Raw genomic sequence first — 19,227 nt, 5'->3', positions numbered from 1 at the left:
AGGCATTTGAAAGAACAGGGCGGGCTTTGATACCCGCCCTTGTTCTTTACGTGGGCTTGTCATAAATTTTCATTTGGAGTTACTGAAGATATGTTTTGCATAAGTATAAATCATAAAAATACACCGGCCGATGTCAGGGAGAGCTTTGCATTTTCGACAAAAGGACAGAGACAGTTCACCGAGCGGCTAAAGGCTGCGGTGGGTGGATGTGTCGTGTTGTCGACCTGCAATAGGATGGAAATATACTTTACGGATAAATGTGAGCCATGTGGGCCTGTTATAACAGGAAAAATGAGCAGCGGTGAAGCTTCCGGTGGGCGAGGTGGCCTGCTTGAACAGGTAGAAATGCTTCTGGCTAATGATAGGGATGTCCCTGTCAGCCTCATAAGAAGATATAGCATGAATTATGAGGGATTCCAGTGTATGTTACATCTGTGCAGAGTGGCGTGTGGTATGGATTCCATGGTGCTCGGCGAGGTGGAGATCATACATCAGGTGAAGAGCGCATATCTTGTGGCAAAGAAGCTTGGAGCCTGTGACGGCGAGCTGAATATAGCATTTCAGGGAGCACTTGCGGCGGCAAAGGCGGTGGCGACGGAGAGTGACACTACGAGACTTCCGGTATCCGTCGGAACCTTGTCAGCACGGGAGGCAGTGAATTTTACAAGAAATGGCGGCATTGAAAACACGTGCAGAGATGTTCGAAGTGATGTGGTAAGCAGCAGTCAAGTTGAGAGTGTGGATGCTGAAAAGGCAAATACCGGGCATATCCTAGTCGTAGGAGCCACAGGCAAGATAGGCAGCATAGTTGTCAAGGATATTGCAGATCTTGCGCCAGATATAGAGATAACAGGCACAAGCAGAAGTCACCACAGTGCAGATAGCATATTTGACAGACATCAGCAGATCAGGATAGAGGACTACAGCAGAAGATATGAGCTGGCAGCCTGGGCGGATGTCATCATCAGTGCGACAGCAAGCCCGCATTATACATTTGTCAGGGATGAGCTGGCGGAGGCTGTGAAAATGCAGCCGAAGCGGAGATTGCTCCTTGATCTGGCAATGCCAAAGGACATTGATCCTGCGGTCTCAGATGTGGACGGATGTGTGCTGCGTGACATAGACTATATCAGGACACTCTCCAGAGAGAACAATGAAAGCAGGGCAAAGACAATCACAGAGATGGAGCCGTGGCTCATATCGCAGGTTGACGAGATCATGAAGAACATAGCATTTTCGAGGTTCAACAGGGAGCACGGAGACGTGATGGCGAAGCTTAAGACTATAGATGGCGCAAAGATGGTATATAAACTCAAAGGACAGCTTGAGTATGATGCATTTGAGAAAATGCTGGACAGTATTGTGATTGCTGGATGTGATAACTGAATACTGCTTGTTTGCCTGAGGTTATGCAGTATCATCGGCTGACTAGGCTCTTGTCAGATGTCAGATAATTGGAACAACTTTTGGTGCTTTTTAATAGAGACTCAATAATAGAAATTAGAGGTAGTGATGTCGTATTTCCCATTTATGATAGAATTGAATAATGAGAGATGCCTGATCGCAGGAGGCGGAACTGTTGCATACAGAAAGGTGTGCAGCATGCTGGAATTTGGCGCGGTGGTCACGGTGGTGTCACCGGAGTTCTGCCCGGAGCTTTTAGAACTGGCGGAGCGAATGTGTGTATCGGATAAATATAGTTCAGGACATCTCACACTTGTGAAAAGATGCGTGCAGCCGCAGGATATTGACGGTTCATTTGTCGTCATAATGGCGACGGACGATGAGAAGGTCAACCACGACATGGCTGAGCTCTGCAGGCAGCAGCGCATACTGGTAAATGTGGTGGATGTGAAATCGGATTGTGGATTCTACTTTCCGGCGATCATAAAGGATAAAGAGGTCGTGATAAGCGTTTCCACCGGAGGACAGAGTCCGGTGCTTGCGGGAACGATCAAGAGAAATATAGAGAGCCATTTAGGCAGGAGTTATGGCGACATAGCGGAGCGGATGGGTGAGCTCCGGGAACAGATCAAAGCACAGATAGACGGTGAGGAAGAGCGAAAGAAGGCATTTCGGCAAATGGTTAGGAGTCTGTTAGATGAGAGTTGAGAATGGACATGGTAAAAATAAACCGAATATTCGTAAATTTGCGGAGAATGACATGGCAGATGGATTCAATAGTGACGGTTTGGATTGCGAAAGCGGAGGACAGAAAAAAACAGTAAAGGTTGGAACCCGCGGCAGCATGCTTGCTCTTGCTCAGACTGAACTGGTGATAAAGGCACTCAAGGAGAGATTTCCCCAGATTGATTTTCAGATGATTGCAATGAGTACCCGGGGGGATCGGGACACCAGCAGAGCGCTTCTGGAATTCGGAGGCAAAGCGGTATTTGTCGAGGAGTTCGAGGAAGCTATACTTAAAGGAGACATAGACATAGCGGTACACAGTGCCAAGGATATGCCGATGGAGATCATGGAAGGTCTTACTATATCGGGTACACTTCCGAGGGCCTGTCCGCAGGACGTTCTCATATATAAGAGCGGCAGAATATTTGACAGAAACGAGAGTTTCGTGGTGGGAACCAGCAGCCTGAGAAGGCAATACCAGATAAAAGACATGTATCGAAATGCTGTGTGCAAGAACCTGAGAGGAAATGTCGGTACCCGCATACAGAAGCTGGAAGCTGGCGAATACGATGCCATCATTCTTGCAGCGGCAGGTCTTGAGCGGCTGGGAGTTATTGAAGACAAAGGCAATGACAACACAGAATGTTTTGAAGTGCACAAGGACGAACTTACATTCAGATATATCAGCACAGAATCCATGCTTCCGGCAGCATGTCAGGGAATCATAGCCATAGAGACACGAACCTCTGGCGAGGTATACGACATGGTCAGAGCGATAAATGACACAGAGGTATACACACAGCTCACATGCGAGCGCGCAGTTCTGAATCGTCTGAACGCCGGTTGTCACGAACCGATAGGCGTGTACTCAGAACTTTATGGCGACCATATGAAGCTAAGCCTGATGAAAGCAGATGCGGCTTCATCGGACAAAGAGAAAGATGAAGAAATCCAGATACACAGAAAGACGGTGGAAGGAAACACCGCAGACTGGGAACAGCTGGTAGAGGTGTTGATAAAGTAGGTTATAGCATAACAGACATGTTTCTATTTCAAGAAAAGAAAAATGTTATGAAGCAGTGTATTTTGAAGATAAGTAGAAAAGTAAATTTTATCGATATGTAAGCTGGGTGTGCTGGATTTGTGCCTGCGGGGCGGGTAGCACAATGCGATTGAATCTTGTCGCTTCTTGCCGAGTTGTAGCCCCAAACGTCCTTATTGGGGGCGGAAACGAGTGCAGATAGAAGCAAGACAAGATGATTGAGCTGTGCGTAGCCCAGCAGGCACAAATCCAGCACACCCAGCGTATTGGAGAACAAAATGGTATATTTGATAGGCGCAGGCCCCGGCGATCCGGGACTAATCACGGTGAAGGGCCTGGAATTCATAAAACAATGCGATACAATCATATATGACAGACTTGGAACCTACCAGCTTCTGGAGATGGTGAAGCCGGACTGCCGCAGGATATACGTCGGCAAACAGGCGGGCAGCCACTACAAGAAGCAGCCTGAGATAAACGAGATACTTGTTGAGGAAGGCCGCAAAGGCAACATGGTGGTGCGCCTCAAAGGTGGCGATCCATTTGTGTTTGGAAGAGGCGGCGAGGAAGTGACCGCACTTTTAGAAGCGGGGATCCCATTTCAGGTGATACCGGGAATAACATCCGCAGTGGCGGTTCCAGAGGTGTGCGGCATACCGGTGACCCACCGCGGAACGAGCAGAAGCTTTCACGTGATAACAGGACACAAGCGGGCGGATGCTGGTATTTCAGATGACTATGATTACATCAGAAATCAGGAAGGGACAAGCGTGTTCCTCATGGGACTTAACAGGCTGCCGCAGATCATGGAGAGACTTGTTCAGACTGGGGCTGAGGAACATACTCCGGTCGCGGTCATTTCCAAGGGAACCATGCCTGGACAGCAGATAGTTCGTGGCGATATACAGTCCATTGCGGACAAGGTGAACGATGCAAAGCTGGAATCCCCCGCGATCATAGTCGTGGGTGAAAATGCAGCACTGGATTTTACTGCACCGAACAGAGGACCACTTCAGAATGTTCATGTTGGACTTGTTGGAACGCCAAAGCTTCGCGAGAAGATGAGAGTTGCAATAGATGCGCTCGGTGGTCAGTCCTACAGCATAGTGGATATGAGTGTGGAGCAGACAGAGGAGAAGGACAGGCTGCGCGTGGCTCTGGAACATATAGAAGATTACAGCTGGCTGGCATTTACCAGTCAGAACACCATAACCCTGTTTTTCAAATGGCTCAGGGAGTGGAATATAGATGTCAGAAAACTGGCTCATCTGAAATTTGCGGTGGTCGGTGCCGGAACAAGGGGTGCGTTAAGATCCGAAGGCTACATAGCGGACTATGTGCCGGACGAGTACACCACAAGCGCTCTTGCTATGGGACTTGCAAATGTGATGAATGACGGAGAGAAACTTCTCCTTCCGAGAGCCGTTCAGGGCAGCGAGACAATGCTTGATATACTTGATAAGGGCGGCGTAACATACGAGGAGATTCCAGTATATGATGTGGTTGGCCGCAGGATGGAGAGCATACAGTATCTGAAAGATCTGGATGTGATCACATTTGTCAGCGCGTCAGGTGTCAGGGGATTCCTGAAAGTTCTTGACGCAGAGGGAAATGGATCTGGCATGGATCATATGCCGAATGATGTTGATTCATGCAGGGAGCATACGAATAATACAGAAAGTACTTTAAAAATTCATGATATAATGAAAAACATCCGCATAGCAGCACTTGGAGATGTGACTGAGAAGGCTTTGGAGAAGGCTGGTTATCAGGCGGATATAGTTCCGGAGGTTGGTGATATCGAGCATCTTATATCATCCATCGGCGAATTCTATACCCACAGGTAGCATCAGAAGTGGGGGACAGGTACCTCCGTCCCCATTTGAATAATAGAGAGAACATGTATGTAGAGAAAAGAGGCAGTAACATGATAAGACTCAGAAGACTTCGCGGAAGCGAGGCCATCAGAAATATGGTTAGAGAGAACAGGGTTAACAAGGAGGATCTTGTATATCCGATGTTTGTGGCGGAGGGCACAGGGATCAAGAATCCGGTAGACTCCATGCCGGGAATATACCAGTATTCACTCGACACATTTGAGGAGGAGCTTCGCAGAGTGGCGGACGCCGGAATCAGCGCGGTTCTCCTGTTCGGCATACCGGCTCACAAGGATGAGGTGGGCAGCAGTGCGTACGACGACCAGGGAATCATGCAGAAAGCGGTCAGGAGGATAAAAGAGCTGTATCCGGACATGATAGTCATAGCGGACATTTGTCTGTGCGAGTACACATCACACGGTCACTGCGGAATTATCCATGACGGCAAGATACTCAACGATGAGACTCTTCCATATCTGGGCAAGATGGCTGTATCCCTTGCAAAGGCCGGCGCGGACATGGTGGCTCCATCAGATATGATGGATGGACATACCGCTTACATCAGAAAGGCACTTGACGACAACGGGCTGACGGATGTACTGATCATGGGTTACAGTGCGAAATTTGCATCTGGTTACTATGCACCATTTCGCGATGCGGCACATTCTGCACCACAGTTTGGAGACAGAAGGACATACCAGATGGATCCCGCAAATGGCAGGGAGGCTCTGAGAGAGTGCGAGGCGGATATCGCCGAGGGAGCAGACATAATCATGGTCAAGCCGGCACTTGCTTATCTGGATGTAGTCAAGGATGTGAGAAACCACACGGACTATCCGATAGCGGTGTACAATGTCAGCGGCGAATACTCCATGGTCAAGGCAGCTGCGGCAAATGGCTGGATAGACGAGAAGAGGATCGTCATGGAGAACATGACAGCCATGAAGAGAGCCGGCGCAGGGATCATCATAACCTATCACGCTATAGACGTGGCACACTGGCTTGATGAGGAGAATGCGACATCAACACTTAAAAGAAGATAGAGCTGAGTATGACAATAGTTGCTATGCATAACGAGGTGTTTTTATCTATTTGGAATATAAAATAGAAAAAGATACAGTATTGTATCTAAACGGCTAAAATAACATAGCTTTGCGAAAAACAAAAGGAAACAAAGAAAAAAGTCACACAGGACGATAAATTATAGAAAGAAGAATGGCAATGACAAATTCACAGGATTTATTTGAAAAATCACAGAAGGTAATTCCGGGCGGCGTCAATTCACCGGTCAGGGCATTTGGCTCGGTGGGACGGACACCTGTATTTATGAAGAAAGCAAAAGGTTCACATATATTTGACGAGGATGGCAATTCCTACGTGGATTATGTCTGCTCCTGGGGACCGGGAATTCTGGGACATGCCGATGACAGAGTCATAGATGCGGTAAAGGCTGCTTGTGATGACGGACTTACATTTGGCGCACCGACAAGGAAAGAACTCGAGATCGCAGAGCTGATAAATGAGCTTATGCCTTCAATGGAGCTGACCAGAATGGTCAACTCGGGAACAGAGGCAGTGATGAGTGCGCTCAGAGTGGCGAGAGGATTTACAGGCAGAGACAAGATTGTAAAGTTCCGTGGCTGCTATCACGGACACAGTGATGGACTTCTGGTCAAGGCAGGCTCGGCGGCACTTACACAGTCAGTTCCGGACAGCCTGGGAGTTCCAAAGTCGTATACACAGCATACACTCATAGCAGAGTATAACAACGAGGACAGCGTAAAGAAGTTATTTGAGGCGGAGGGCAAAGACATTGCCGCAATCGTGGTCGAGCCGGTTGCCGCAAATATGGGAGTTGTCCCACCGCATGATGGATTCCTTCAGTTCCTCAGGGACATAACAAATGAGTACGGCGCACTTCTTATATTTGATGAGGTCATCACAGGTTTCAGACTCAGCCTTGGCGGTGCCCAGGAATACTTCGGGGTAAAGCCTGATATCACAACACTTGGCAAGATAGTCGGAGGCGGAATGCCGGTGGGAGCATACGGCGGACGCCGCGATGTCATGAGCATGGTGGCACCACTTGGCGGAGTATACCAGGCGGGAACCCTGTCGGGCAATCCGATAGCCATGACAGCCGGACTCACAACGCTCCGCATACTCCAGAAGGAAAAGGATACAATATATCCTGCGATAGAAAAGAGCACAAGGCAGATAGCCGACACAGTCAGAAGCACATTTGGCGACACAGTCCATGTCAACCAGATAGGCTCACTGATGAGCGTATTCTTCACAGATCAGGAAGTAGTAGACATGGATACATCAACATCCAGCGACACCGCAAGGTATGCAAAGTATTTCTCATACATGCTGGACAACGGAATCTACCTTGCACCATCACAGTTCGAGGCAATGTTCGTGTCCTACGCACACAGCAAGGAAGACGTATCCAAAACCTGTGAATTAATAAAGGCATATAAAGATGGCCCTTTGAAAAACAAGGAGGAAATATGAGAGATTTGGTTATTGTGGGCAGCGGCCCTGCGGGTCTGTCCGCCGCAGTCTACGCCAAGAGGGCGATGATGGACGTGGTGGTACTGGAGAAGGAGGCATTCTCCGGCGGGCAGATCGTAAATACAGAGCAGGTGGACAACTACCTTGGGCTGCCGGGCATAAGCGGCTTTGACATGGGTATGAAGTTCAGAGAACACGCGGATACATTGGGCGTAGAGTTTGATGACAGAGGGGTGACAGCCATCGAGGATCACGGTGATCACAAAAAGGTCAGCCTGGAGGATGGCAGCAGCATAGAGACAAAGGCGGTTCTGATAGCCACGGGTGCAAAGCACAGAAAGCTTGGCGTTCCCGGTGAGGAGGAATTCACAGGGGCAGGAGTTTCTTACTGTGCCACATGTGATGGAGCGTTCTTTAGGAACAAAGAAGTCGCAGTTGTGGGCGGAGGTAATATAGCTCTTGAGGATGCCCTGTATCTGTCAAAGATGTGCAGCAAGGTACATCTGATCCACAGAAGAGATGAGTTCAGAGGCGAGAAAATACTCGGAGCGCAGGTGCTTGAGACTGAGAATATAGAATTCCACCCATTTGCGCAGGTGACAGAGATAGGCGGAGCACCGGGCAAGCTGGAACTCAAGGTCGCTGTTAAGACACCGAAAACAGTGGACGGACAGACAGACAGCAATTTCACGCTTCCGGTAGCCGGTGTATTTATTGCCATAGGAACAAGCCCTATCACAGACTTCCTCGGTGACGTTATGGAGCTTGATGACGCTGGTTATGTTGCAGCGGGCGAGACCGGACAGACCAGCACACCGGGAATATTTGCCGCGGGAGATGTGAGGACCAAGGCAGTGCGCCAGGTGGCGACAGCCGTTGGAGATGGTGCAGCAGTTATCCATTATGTTGAGGAATACCTGAACGGATTAAAAAAGAAGGTATAACTTGAGTATCTGATCAGCAACATATGGTAGGCAGCATAGAAACATAATCATAAAAATCAAGTGAATTAAACGGAAAATAATTGGCACGGAGATAAGGCATAAACATAAATGATATAACTGCTTTTTCTCCCTGCCAAAAAAAATAAAACTAATTCATAGTAATTCTATAGGTAAAATATAACAATAAACAGGAGGCAGAAAAATGTTAATATCATCAAAGGGACAATATGCTTTGAGACTCATGGTAGATATATCGATAAACAGCGGCAGCACGGTTACTGTCAAAGCCGTAGCCAGAAGATGTGGATTGTCTGACAAATATCTTGAGCAGGTTACATCTTCTCTGCTAAAGGCAGGATATTTAAGGAGCGTGAGAGGTCCGAGAGGTGGTTACCGTCTGAACATGCCGGCGGAGGAGATCACGGTTGGGATGGTGCTAAGGGCGATAGAGGGCAGGATATCACCAATCGATAACAGAGTTGATGAGGACGGCGACACCAATATGGTCATGAACGATGTCATTGGAGAGGTGTGGGATGATCTTGAGTCTGCCATCAACAATGTGCTTGACAACAAAAATATCGCCGATCTCACACGGGAGTACAGTGACCGGATCGGATACATGTATTCGATATAAATCGGGACGGAGGGGCCAGATGTCAATAAGATTTCAGTTGAAAAAAAACTTATTTTGTATATAGTTGTAGTGGGATATATATCATATTAGGAGAATAAGAGATGTTAACACAGTTTTCGAGAACGGAGCTGCTATTTGGCAAGGAAGCCATGGACAAGCTGGCAGGCTCTAAGGTAGCGGTATTTGGAATAGGCGGAGTTGGCGGTTATGTATGCGAGGCACTGGTCAGAAGCGGTGTCGGAGCATTTGACCTGATAGATGACGACAAGGTGTGTCTGACAAATCTCAACAGACAGATCATAGCGACAAGGAGCACAGTTGGAAAGTATAAGACCGATGTTATGAGGGACAGGATGCTTGACATCAATCCAAATGTGGAGGTTGAGGTACACAAATGTTTCTTCCTTCCGGAGAATGCGGATGACTTCCCTTGGGACAGCTACGACTACGTAGTCGACGCGGTGGACACCGTGACAGCCAAGATCGCTCTTGTCATGAAGTGTAAGGAGAAGAACATTCCGATCATCAGCAGCATGGGTGCGGGAAACAAGCTTGACGGAAGCCAGTTCAAGGTTGCAGATATATACAAGACAAAGGTGTGTCCGCTTGCGAAGGTCATGAGAAGAGAGCTGAAGAAGAGGGGCGTCAAGAAACTCAAGGTCGTATACTCGGAAGAGATTCCGACAAGGCCGATCGAAGATATGGCGATAAGCTGCAGAAACAACTGCATTTGTCCTCCGGGTGCAGAACACAAATGTACAGAGCGCAGAGACATCCCGGGCAGCGTGGCATTTGTGCCATCAGTCGCAGGGCTTATCATAGCCGGTGAGGTGGCAAAGGATCTCATCAGGGTATAAAAAAGAAGACGCTGAGAAATCAGCGCCTTCTCCATAAAAATACCAAAGTTCCAAGCAGAACAGCACCACCATAGATGAATGGTGCATTTTTGTCGCTGTTCATAGTTCTTTCTGTATAAGATGCGGATGGATTCTCCGGGTTGTAATATATTGCGATGGACGACATGGAGTTGTAATTTGTTAGACCGCGGACGGAAAGAAAACCATTGTGCAATACTCCGGATTGGTCGCGGTATTCATAGTTGATATGGGTTCTTTTACTGACTCTTCTGACAGATGTGATATTGGCGGACGTTCTGGTATAGTCCCGCTCGATACGGCATGCCTTACCCCGTATGGAAAGGCCGATGACCACAGCTATGATGAATGATGCTATTGGAATAATGTAAGTCGTATAAGGTAATAGTCTGAAAAAAATACTGATAGAATCCCCCGATGTTAAAATCATAATGTACCCCCTGAAATTGTTGTTTCCCCAAAATGTCAGACATGAGATCCCTATTTACATGCCGGACTTGTATGTGTAGATTATAATATAAAGAAGACTGGTTGAGAATCCCTTAATTTAAGAGGATAAGTCTGTTAATATAGCAAATCTCAGGTAATAAATATATTACTGTATGCACTGCCACTCATGGTGGTCATAAGCTCAGTCATATTCGCATTTGCCAGAAGTGATAACGTGGTGATAATAGGCCAATAATATAATAGAGAATATACAAAAGGAAGATGAACGAGATGGATAAGAAAGAAGAAAAGAAAATCATAAGACAGGAGTTTCTGACAGGTGAGAGAGCTCTTTTCATGGGAAAAAATCTCGATATATATGATACGATATTTGACGACGGCGAGTCTCCGCTTAAGGAGAGCCGCGGCATAAATCTGTACGGCAGCATGTTCAAATGGAAGTATCCGCTGTGGTACAGCAAGAACATTGTTGCGGAGGATTGCCACTGGTTTGAGATGGCGAGAGCCGGAGTGTGGTACACTGATAATATCGCGGTGAGGCGTGCACTCATCCAGGCGCCAAAGAACTTCCGCAGATGTAAAGGTCTGGAGCTTACGGATGTGACATTCACCCATGCGGAAGAGACACTGTGGAGCTGCGATGACGTGACAATGGACTACGTGACAGCAAAGGGCGACTATTTTGCCATGAACAGCAATAATATGAAGATAGACGACCTGAAGCTTGACGGCAACTATTCATTTGACGGATGCAGGAATGTGGAGATAAGAAACTCCAATCTGCTTTCAAAGGATGCATTCTGGAACACAGAGAACGTGACCGTATATGATTCATTCATATCGGGCGAGTATCTTGGATGGAACGCAAAGAACCTCACCCTGGTGAACTGCACCATCGAGAGCCTTCAGGGCATGTGCTACATCGACAACCTTGTGATGAAAAACTGCAAGCTCATCAACACAACACTTGCCTTCGAATACTCAACAGTGGATGCTGATATCTGCAGCAAGATAGACAGTGTCATGAACCCGACATCAGGAACCATCAAAGCCCAGCACATTGACAACCTGATAATAGAAAAAGACAAGGTAGATCCGTCAAAGACAAAAATAATAGTACAGGACTAAATTAAAGCACAGGGATTCACGGCAAAACATCACCCCTACGTGTGACAGCATATGATAATATAAATAAGAGAAATATAATAATTTTTACGTAGAATGATGATAAATACATGGTGGCATATCATAACGTAAATGAGATTCCGCGGCTGCTGTGGTGATACGAGTTGGCACATATAGATTGCTCAATCGGTAGTGAAGTCGACTGAGCCTTGCTGCTTCTTGCCGGAGCGGCGCAAGCAACGCACTTATCGCTTGCAGAGCGCAGTGCAGATAGAAGCAAAGCAAGGCGAGGGAAGACGAACGTGATGGAGCACTCTATATGTGCCAGCCGTTTGCCACAGCAGCCGCGGAATCTCTCCATGAAGTGGAGGGACAAACATGAAGTTTGATTTTGACAAGGTTATAGACAGACGCGGCACAGGCTCCCTGAAGTGGGACGTGCCGGAAAACGAACTGCCAATGTGGGTGGCAGACATGGACTTTCAGACGGCTCCGTGCATCAGGGAGGCACTGGCAGCCCGGGTTGAGCACGGAATATTCGGATATTCCATCATCCCGGACGAGTGGGCAGATGCCTACGTGAACTGGTGGGGCAGCAGACACGGATTTGCGATAGACAGGGATTGGCTGGTGTTCTGCTCCGGAGTCATCCCAGCCATATCAACGGCGGTGAGAAAGCTCACTACACCTGCAGAGAATGTTGTAGTGCAGACCCCTGTCTACAATATTTTCTTTAATTCTATATACAACAATGGGCGAAATATATTGGAAAGCCCTCTGAAATACGACGGCGAGGGATATGCCATGGACTTTGAGGATCTTGAGGCAAAGCTTGCAGATCCACAGACCAGCCTCATGATACTCTGCAATCCACAGAATCCTGCGGGGAAGATCTGGGATAAGGAGACACTTGCCCATGTGGGAGAGCTATGCGCAAAGTATGGTGTGACGGTCATCTCGGATGAGATACACTGCGATCTCACCGATCCTGGAAAGGAGTATGTGCCATTTGCCACGGCATCTGACACATGCAGGGATATAAGCGTGACCTGTATTGCGCCGACAAAGACCTTCAACATAGCTGGAATACAGACCGCAGCAATTGTGGTTCCGGATAAATTCCTGAGACACAAGATGTGGAGAGGCCTGAACACAGATGAAGTAGCCGAGCCAAATGCATTTGCGGTGGATGCGGCTATAGCAGCATTTACAGATGGTGGCGAGTGGCTGGACAGTCTCAGGCAGTATCTGTATGAGAACAAGCAGTATGTGAGAAAATTTGTATCTGAGAATATCCCTGACATGAAGGTGGTGTACTCGGAGGCAACATACCTTCTCTGGCTTGACTGCAGTAAGATAACTGACAACGCAAAACAGCTTTCAGCATTCATCAGGAAGAACACCGGACTCTATATGTCGCCGGGACTTTCATATGGTAAGAACGGAAAGGCATTTATCAGACTTAACATCGCATGTCCAAGGTCGATCGTGGAAGAGGGCATGAAGAGACTTGCCGAGGGAACCACGGCATTCAGAAAAATGAACGCAGAGACGGTAAACATAGACAATGCGGCTAAAAAAGGAGATATAGATGAGTAGCAGTGAAAACTTGCTGAAGGACATGATATCTGGAAAGTCCATGACCGCATCCCAGCAGATAGGACTTACGGTCAGGCTCAGTATTCCGGCGATCCTTGCCCAGATCTCGTCCATTGTCATGCAGTACATCGATGCATCCATGGTGGGGCGTCTCGGTGCAAATGCATCGGGAGCCATCGGACTTGTCTCGTCCACGACATGGCTGTTTGGTGGGCTGTGCATTGCAGTGACTACAGGATTTACTGTGCAGATAGCCCAGGCTGTGGGCGCCGGTGAGGATAAATCTGCCAGAAATATCATGAAACAGGGACTCATAATAGCCATGTGCATAAGCGCCCTGCTCGCACTCGTTGCAGCACTTATAAGCACACCGCTTCCGAGATGGCTCGGCGGTGAGACCGACATACAGAAGATGGCAAGCCAGTATTTCCTCGTATACATGCTGGGGCTTCCCGCTCTGCAGATGAACAGCATAGCGGGTGGTATGCACCAGAGTTCCGGAAATATGAGACTACCAGGTATACTGAATGTCATGTGTTGTGTGATGGATGTGATTTTTAATTTGTTCTTTATATTTCCGACAAGAATTGTAAATTTAAGTATTCCGTTTTTATCCAGCGTAAGGCTGGCTGGTTCTCAGATGGCTGGAACGGTTCAGGCAGAAGCCTTTGGTTCCCATTTGTCAACACTTGTGCAGTCTGAAACCTCGATGAATGGACTGACATTTACCATGCCGGGACTTGACCTTGGCGTTGCAGGTGCGGCGCTCGGAACCATCACGGCGGAGGCTGTCACCTGTGCCATCATGGTCACAGCACTTCTTTGGAAGAACAAGACACTTCACTTAAGAAAGGGCGAACACTTAAGATTTCACAGGGATATACTTGTCAAAGCGGTAAAGATAGGAGCACCGGTGGGGCTTGAGCAGATGGTCATGTGTTCAGCGTATGTCATGTCCACAAAGATCGTGTCACCGCTCGGAACGATAGCCATCGCAGCCAACTCGTTTGCGGTTACTGCGGAGAGCTTCTGCTACATGCCGGGCTACGGAGTACAGGCGGCATCAACCACACTTGTGGGACAATGCGTGGGAGCCGGACAAAAACAGTTGTCCAGAAGAATGGCATGGATTACAATGGGATTAGGTGTGTCGGTCATGACCATTGGCGGAGTCCTCATGTACATAGCAGCTCCGGCCATGATAGGTGTACTGACACCGAACGAAGAGATAAGAAATCTAGGGGCGGCAGTGCTGAGAATAGAAGCATTTGCTGAACCATTTTATGCTGCATCCATAGTTGCATCGGGAGCACTCAGGGGAGCCGGGGACACTCTGGTTCCGAGCTGCATGAACTTTGCAAGTATGTGGTGTGTGAGGATACCGCTTGCAGCCATACTTGCACCGAGAGTCGGCCTCTACGGTGTGTGGATCGCCATGTGCGTGGAGCTCTGTTTCAGAGGAATCCTGTTCACGGCAAGGCTTAAGAGGGAAAGATGGATGCGGGTGTTTGAAGAAAAATAAAATATGATGTTTTATAATTGCAAGGTATGATTAAACTTGCAATAAAGCATCATTATATTAGGGAGGGAAATATGCCAGTATTTGATTTCAGCGGAAGTGACAACAAGAATAAGAACATAGTTACATATGAGACATTTCAGTCATCGGAAAGAACAGCCACAGCAGAGAAACCGATAATGCTCCTGGAGAACTCGGCCAGGAAGTGGGCGCACCACTCCAGCGGAAAGTTCACAAATCCGATCAAAAGGACAGCATTTGAATTTGACGAGGTGGACGGAGTTCAGTCTGCCGACATATTGAAGATAGATGCGAGGTTTGTAAGTCTTCTCAAATGGCTCGGTGAGAATCACATCAATGTCCGTCTGTCAGGAGAGAACAGACCGGAAGGCTATGCAGTATATAAGATAAGGGAGACCGAGTTCGGCGGCGGAGCAAAGCTGTCGGCAAATGACGGATTCCTTCAGTTCATGATAGAGAGACTTCTTGCCAGCGATGCCCCTTCGGAGGAAGAGAAATCCGAGGAGGAAGAAGAGGAGGAGGCACTTGGTGATGACATGAAGCTCACAAGCATGCAGAGTATCATTGATTTCATGCACTGTGCCGGAAGAACGCTCCCTGACAATATAAGACTGTGGGCGAGAAGAAATCTTGCGGTTGCCAGATCCAGCGAGGTATCCCCTGAGGAGAGACGCCACGCGCAGAGAGCACTCTCCATGGCGATGAACATCAGGTGGAAGAGCAATTATTTTGAGGCGATAGATCCAGATGAGGCGAGAAGGATACTGGACGAAGAACTCTACGGAATGGAGAAGGTCAAGCAGAGGATCATCGAGACGATCATCCAGATCAATCGTACACATACACTTCCAGCATACGGACTTCTGCTCTGCGGACCTGCCGGAACAGGAAAGTCACAGATAGCATATGCGGTTGCAAGAATACTGAGACTTCCATGGACGACCCTTGACATGAGTTCCATCAATGATCCGGAGCAGCTGACAGGAAGCTCAAGAGTGTATTCCAATGCCAAGCCGGGAATCATCATGGAGGCATTTTCACAGGCGGGCGAGTCTAACCTTGTATTCATCATCAACGAGCTGGATAAGGCCAACTCCGGCAAGGGCAACGGCAATCCTGCGGATGTACTGCTGACACTGCTGGACAACCTGGGATTCACCGACAACTACATGGAGTGCATGATCCCGACAAACGGTGTATACCCTATAGCAACGGCAAATGATAAGGAGAACATCAGCAAGCCTATCATGTCGAGATTTGCTGTCATAGACATACCGGATTACACCCCGGATGAGAAGAAGGAGATATTCAACAAATTTGTTCTGCCGAAGGTGCTCAAGCGCATCGGACTTGAAGGGAGCGAGTGCATCATCCTTCCAGACGGCGTGGATGCGGTCATCAGGAAGTGCGATGGTGTGACTGGAATCAGAGATATAGAGCAGGCTGCAGAGCACATAGTTGCACATGCGCTTTACCAGATCGAGGTAAATCACGTTCAGAGCGTGACATTTGACGGAGCTATGATAGAGGAGCTTTTGAGCTGATTATCGTCATATTACACAATTTACATTACAGAAAGTATTATGGTATACTCTTCTTATGAAACAAGTTTCATGGACTACAGTCTGAAATTCATAAGGAGAGTATATTTATAAATGGCAAGTATAAGAGATGTTGCAAAGGAGGCCGGGGTTGCAATATGTACAGTGTCAAGACTTATCAACGGCACGGCAAAAGTTGAACCCGAGACTCAGAAGAAGATAGAAGATGCGATGAAGAAACTGGATTATGTTCCAAATGAGCTTGCGCGCGGCATGTTCAAGGGCAGGTCCAATTCCATTGCGATGTTGGTTCCAAATATACAGCACCCATGGTTCTCATCACTGGCATCGGAGATTGAAAAGATACTTTATGAGAAAAAGTATAAATTCATGCTTTTTTCCACATCCGATGACAAGCAGAGGGAGAAGGAGTGTTTCAAGCTGTTAAAGTCCAATATCGTGGACGGAATCATATGCGGAACAACCACAAGCACAGCAAAGGAATATCAGAGGATAGACAAGCCTATGGTCATGCTGGATTACATGGTGGGAAACAAATTCCCTGTCGTAGTGTCTGACCATAAGATGGGTGGACAGCTTGCTGCCCGGGAATTCATAAACAGTGGATGCAAATACGTCATCCATATATCCGGAATCAGGACTGACAAGAATATCATGTCATTTGAGTGCCATGAGGAACTAGATAGAGTCCTTGCCGAGAATGGGATAAAATCCAGAAGGGTTCCTGTTCAGTGGAATGACTTTGATTTCCAGGGATACTTTGAGATGGCAAAATGCATACTGGAGGAGTATCCTGACGTGGACGGAATATTTGCCGCAGACATGCCGGCGATAGCATTCCTCAAGGCGGCACTTGCCATAGGCAAAAAGATTCCTGATGACCTGGCGATCGTGGCATACGACGGAACGTACATAACCAACGCCAGCACGACAAGGCTCACATCGATACATCAGCCGTACAAGGAGATCGCCCAGGAGGCAGTACGCCAGCTTATGGAGATGATCGACGGACCGGAGGAGGAAGATGATGCCGAAGGACAGGTTGAAAGTGCAACCGCAGATCAGATCGACAGCGCAAAAGAGGGAAACACACATATAGACGGAAATCTTATACTACTTCCGGTGAGCGTAGAAAAAGGCGATACAACTTTATAGTATGATTACGAAAAGAAGTTCATGAAGAGAAAATGAGGTGCCACTCAAAAATCATGAACTTCTTTTTTATGCGGGTACAAAACATAAGAAACTTGCTAAGAGCACAAAATACAAAAATCTATAAATCCCCTATTGACGAAACATGTTTCATATGATAATCTTAATGCAAATGAAACATGTTTCATTCAAGCGCTTATGAAATATGTTTTATCGGGACAATATAAATGATAGCAGGAATTAACAAGAGGGAAAATTCAAAGCAAGAAAAGGAGAAAAGGTTATGAGAGCAAAGAAATTAGTAGCATGTGCGCTTTCGGCAGCTATGATGCTGGGACTTTCATCTATGACAGGATGTGGTTCAGCAAAGAAGGATTACGATCTGTATATTTACAACACAAAGTCTGAGATCGCAGACAGTATCCAGGATCTGTGCAAGGATTATGAGACAGAGACAGGAGTTAAGGTTAAGGTTTACACATGTGGTACACAGGAGACCATGGAGACACTCAGATCTGAGATGAATTCCAAGAACTATCCTACACTGTACGCGATAAACCAGGCACAGTTCACAGAGTGGAATGAGGGCGGATTTGTACTTCCATCAACATCAGTAAATAATGAAGAGTTAAAGTCAATCTACGATTCAATCCCAGATAGCATGCAGCTCGCAGATGAGAGCGGAGCAAGCTGCGGAATCCCTTACAACGTAGAGGGTTACGGACTTATCGCAGATACGCAGATGATATGTGATGTATTTGGACTTGACAGCGCAGACGCATTTGTCGCTGATTACAGAAGTGCCAATTATGAAGAGTTTACAGGCATGATCAAGGCAATCGATGATTACATAAACGGCAAGGGTGGCGAGAAGGTTACACTTTCAGGCAATGCATACACCACGGCAAAGGACAAGACAGCCACAACAGAGAACATGAACGGAGTGTTTGCAATCGCAGGCGCAGAGAAGTGGACATATGCAAACCACTATACAAACTACGCACTGAATGCAGTGTTCCCTAACTACAATGCAACGGCAGCAGCTACAAAGGAAGATGTTGATAAGCTTGAGGAGCCACTTGTAAAGATGGTTCAGGAGCTCGATATGCTTTCAAGCTACACAGCAGGACCAAGCGGCAAGGTAGACCGTGGATCAGAGTACATCAACTCAACAGTGACAGGATATGATCAGGCAGTTCAGACATTTGCCGAGGGTAAGGCAATGTTCATCAAGCAGGGTAACTGGGTATACGGAACCATCGCAGGTGTGGATGCAGACAAGGCATCAAGACTCACAATGCTCCCAATGAAGGTCAACCTTGAGCAGAGTGACATCTCAGCTGAGGGCGTTACAGTTGACAAGATGAACAGCTCAATCCCTGAGTTCGTTTCACAGTATTACGTTATCAACAAGAAGGATTCCGAAGAGGAGCAGAAAGCCGCTGAGGACTTCCTTGTATGGCTCTACACATCAGATACAGGAAAAGATTACATCACCAACAAATTTGCATTTGTCCCATTCAACGCAGACGAGAGCGAGAAGCTTGAGAATCCTCTCAGCAATTCACTTGTATACTATATGAGCAATGACCTTGTAATGGGCAATGACTTCGATGCATTCCCTGAGTCATGGGGACTCAATACCATCGGTGCAACTATTCAGGAGCAGTTGTTTACAAATCCTGATCAGTGGGATGAGAACACTATAAGAACAGGTGTGGAAGATGCACTGACAAAGTGGAAGGACAGTATCAAGGAGTAGTAGTTTAAGATATGT

16 protein-coding genes are annotated in these 19,227 nt (G+C 47.4%); 15 read left to right on the top strand and 1 reads right to left on the bottom strand.

The annotated features are described in order from the left end of the window. Positions 1-90: 90 nt before the first annotated feature. The 9 genes from DW025_RS04440 to DW025_RS04400 all read left to right on the top strand — a co-directional run bounded on the left by DW025_RS04440 (position 91) and on the right by DW025_RS04400 (position 10,004). Positions 91-1,386, top strand: coding sequence for a hypothetical protein (locus tag DW025_RS04440; RefSeq protein ID WP_119998892.1), 1,296 nt, complete (start codon positions 91-93; stop codon positions 1,384-1,386). Positions 1,387-1,512: 126 nt separating this feature from the next. Further along, positions 1,513-2,112, top strand: a complete 600-nt coding sequence (locus DW025_RS04435) for a precorrin-2 dehydrogenase/sirohydrochlorin ferrochelatase family protein (RefSeq protein WP_243104888.1) — start codon at positions 1,513-1,515, stop codon at positions 2,110-2,112. Beyond that, positions 2,102-3,154 carry a hydroxymethylbilane synthase gene (gene hemC, locus DW025_RS04430; protein ID WP_119998890.1) on the top strand — a complete coding sequence of 351 codons (1,053 nt, stop codon included), beginning with the start codon at positions 2,102-2,104 and terminating at the stop codon, positions 3,152-3,154. The genes DW025_RS04435 and hemC overlap by 11 nt, the downstream gene beginning before the upstream one ends. 296 nt (positions 3,155-3,450) lie before the next feature. After that, on the top strand, positions 3,451-5,019 hold the full coding sequence (cobA, locus tag DW025_RS04425) for a uroporphyrinogen-III C-methyltransferase (protein WP_119998888.1): 1,569 nt from the start codon (positions 3,451-3,453) through the stop codon (positions 5,017-5,019). A gap of 80 nt (positions 5,020-5,099) precedes the next feature. Next, complete coding sequence (hemB, locus tag DW025_RS04420) at positions 5,100-6,092, top strand: porphobilinogen synthase (protein ID WP_119998886.1); 993 nt, start codon at positions 5,100-5,102, stop codon at positions 6,090-6,092. Positions 6,093-6,264: 172 nt separating this feature from the next. Beyond that, positions 6,265-7,566 (top strand): glutamate-1-semialdehyde 2,1-aminomutase, encoded by a 1,302-nt coding sequence (gene hemL, locus DW025_RS04415; protein WP_119998885.1) that lies wholly within the window; start codon positions 6,265-6,267, stop codon positions 7,564-7,566. Beyond that, entirely contained in the window at positions 7,563-8,510 is a 948-nt protein-coding gene (locus DW025_RS04410) for an NAD(P)/FAD-dependent oxidoreductase (protein ID WP_119998883.1), read from the top strand. The genes hemL and DW025_RS04410 overlap by 4 nt, the downstream gene beginning before the upstream one ends. A gap of 202 nt (positions 8,511-8,712) precedes the next feature. Then, positions 8,713-9,147, top strand: a complete 435-nt coding sequence (locus tag DW025_RS04405) for an RrF2 family transcriptional regulator (protein WP_119998881.1) — start codon at positions 8,713-8,715, stop codon at positions 9,145-9,147. 101 nt (positions 9,148-9,248) lie between these two features. Then, the gene (locus DW025_RS04400) at positions 9,249-10,004 is read left to right on the top strand and encodes a tRNA threonylcarbamoyladenosine dehydratase (protein ID WP_117550388.1); all 756 of its coding nucleotides are present in this window, start codon (positions 9,249-9,251) and stop codon (positions 10,002-10,004) included. Positions 10,005-10,023: 19 nt separating this feature from the next. Here DW025_RS04400 and DW025_RS04395 read toward each other — a convergent pair whose 3' ends face one another. Further along, positions 10,024-10,452, bottom strand: a complete 429-nt coding sequence (locus DW025_RS04395) for a DUF3592 domain-containing protein (protein ID WP_119998879.1) — start codon at positions 10,450-10,452, stop codon at positions 10,024-10,026. A gap of 290 nt (positions 10,453-10,742) precedes the next feature. Between DW025_RS04395 and DW025_RS04390 the strand changes: the two genes are divergently transcribed. The 6 genes from DW025_RS04390 (at position 10,743) to DW025_RS04365 (ending at position 19,212) form a co-directional block, all read left to right on the top strand. Continuing rightward, the gene (locus tag DW025_RS04390) at positions 10,743-11,600 is read left to right on the top strand and encodes a DUF3737 family protein (protein ID WP_119998877.1); all 858 of its coding nucleotides are present in this window, start codon (positions 10,743-10,745) and stop codon (positions 11,598-11,600) included. Between the two features lie 375 nt (positions 11,601-11,975). Next, positions 11,976-13,196 carry a MalY/PatB family protein gene (locus DW025_RS04385; protein WP_119998875.1) on the top strand — a complete coding sequence of 407 codons (1,221 nt, stop codon included), beginning with the start codon at positions 11,976-11,978 and terminating at the stop codon, positions 13,194-13,196. Next, positions 13,189-14,718, top strand: coding sequence for an MATE family efflux transporter (locus tag DW025_RS04380; protein WP_119998873.1), 1,530 nt, complete (start codon positions 13,189-13,191; stop codon positions 14,716-14,718). Before DW025_RS04385 ends, DW025_RS04380 begins: the two co-directional genes overlap by 8 nt. Positions 14,719-14,789: 71 nt before the next feature. Further along, positions 14,790-16,280, top strand: coding sequence for an AAA family ATPase (locus DW025_RS04375; RefSeq protein ID WP_119998872.1), 1,491 nt, complete (start codon positions 14,790-14,792; stop codon positions 16,278-16,280). A gap of 111 nt (positions 16,281-16,391) precedes the next feature. Further along, positions 16,392-17,453: a LacI family DNA-binding transcriptional regulator gene (locus DW025_RS04370; RefSeq protein WP_119998870.1), complete on the top strand. Its 1,062-nt coding sequence runs from the start codon at positions 16,392-16,394 to the stop codon at positions 17,451-17,453. A 280-nt stretch (positions 17,454-17,733) separates the two neighbouring features. Beyond that, positions 17,734-19,212, top strand: coding sequence for an ABC transporter substrate-binding protein (locus DW025_RS04365; RefSeq protein ID WP_119998868.1), 1,479 nt, complete (start codon positions 17,734-17,736; stop codon positions 19,210-19,212). Positions 19,213-19,227: the final 15 nt, after the last annotated feature.

It is taken from the genome of Coprococcus sp. AF38-1 (genome assembly GCF_003603945.1).
In the GTDB taxonomy this organism is placed as follows: domain Bacteria; phylum Bacillota; class Clostridia; order Lachnospirales; family Lachnospiraceae; genus Coprococcus; species Coprococcus aceti.
Note: the sequence above shows the minus strand (reverse complement) of the source record. Positions and strands in the feature narration are given on the sequence as shown.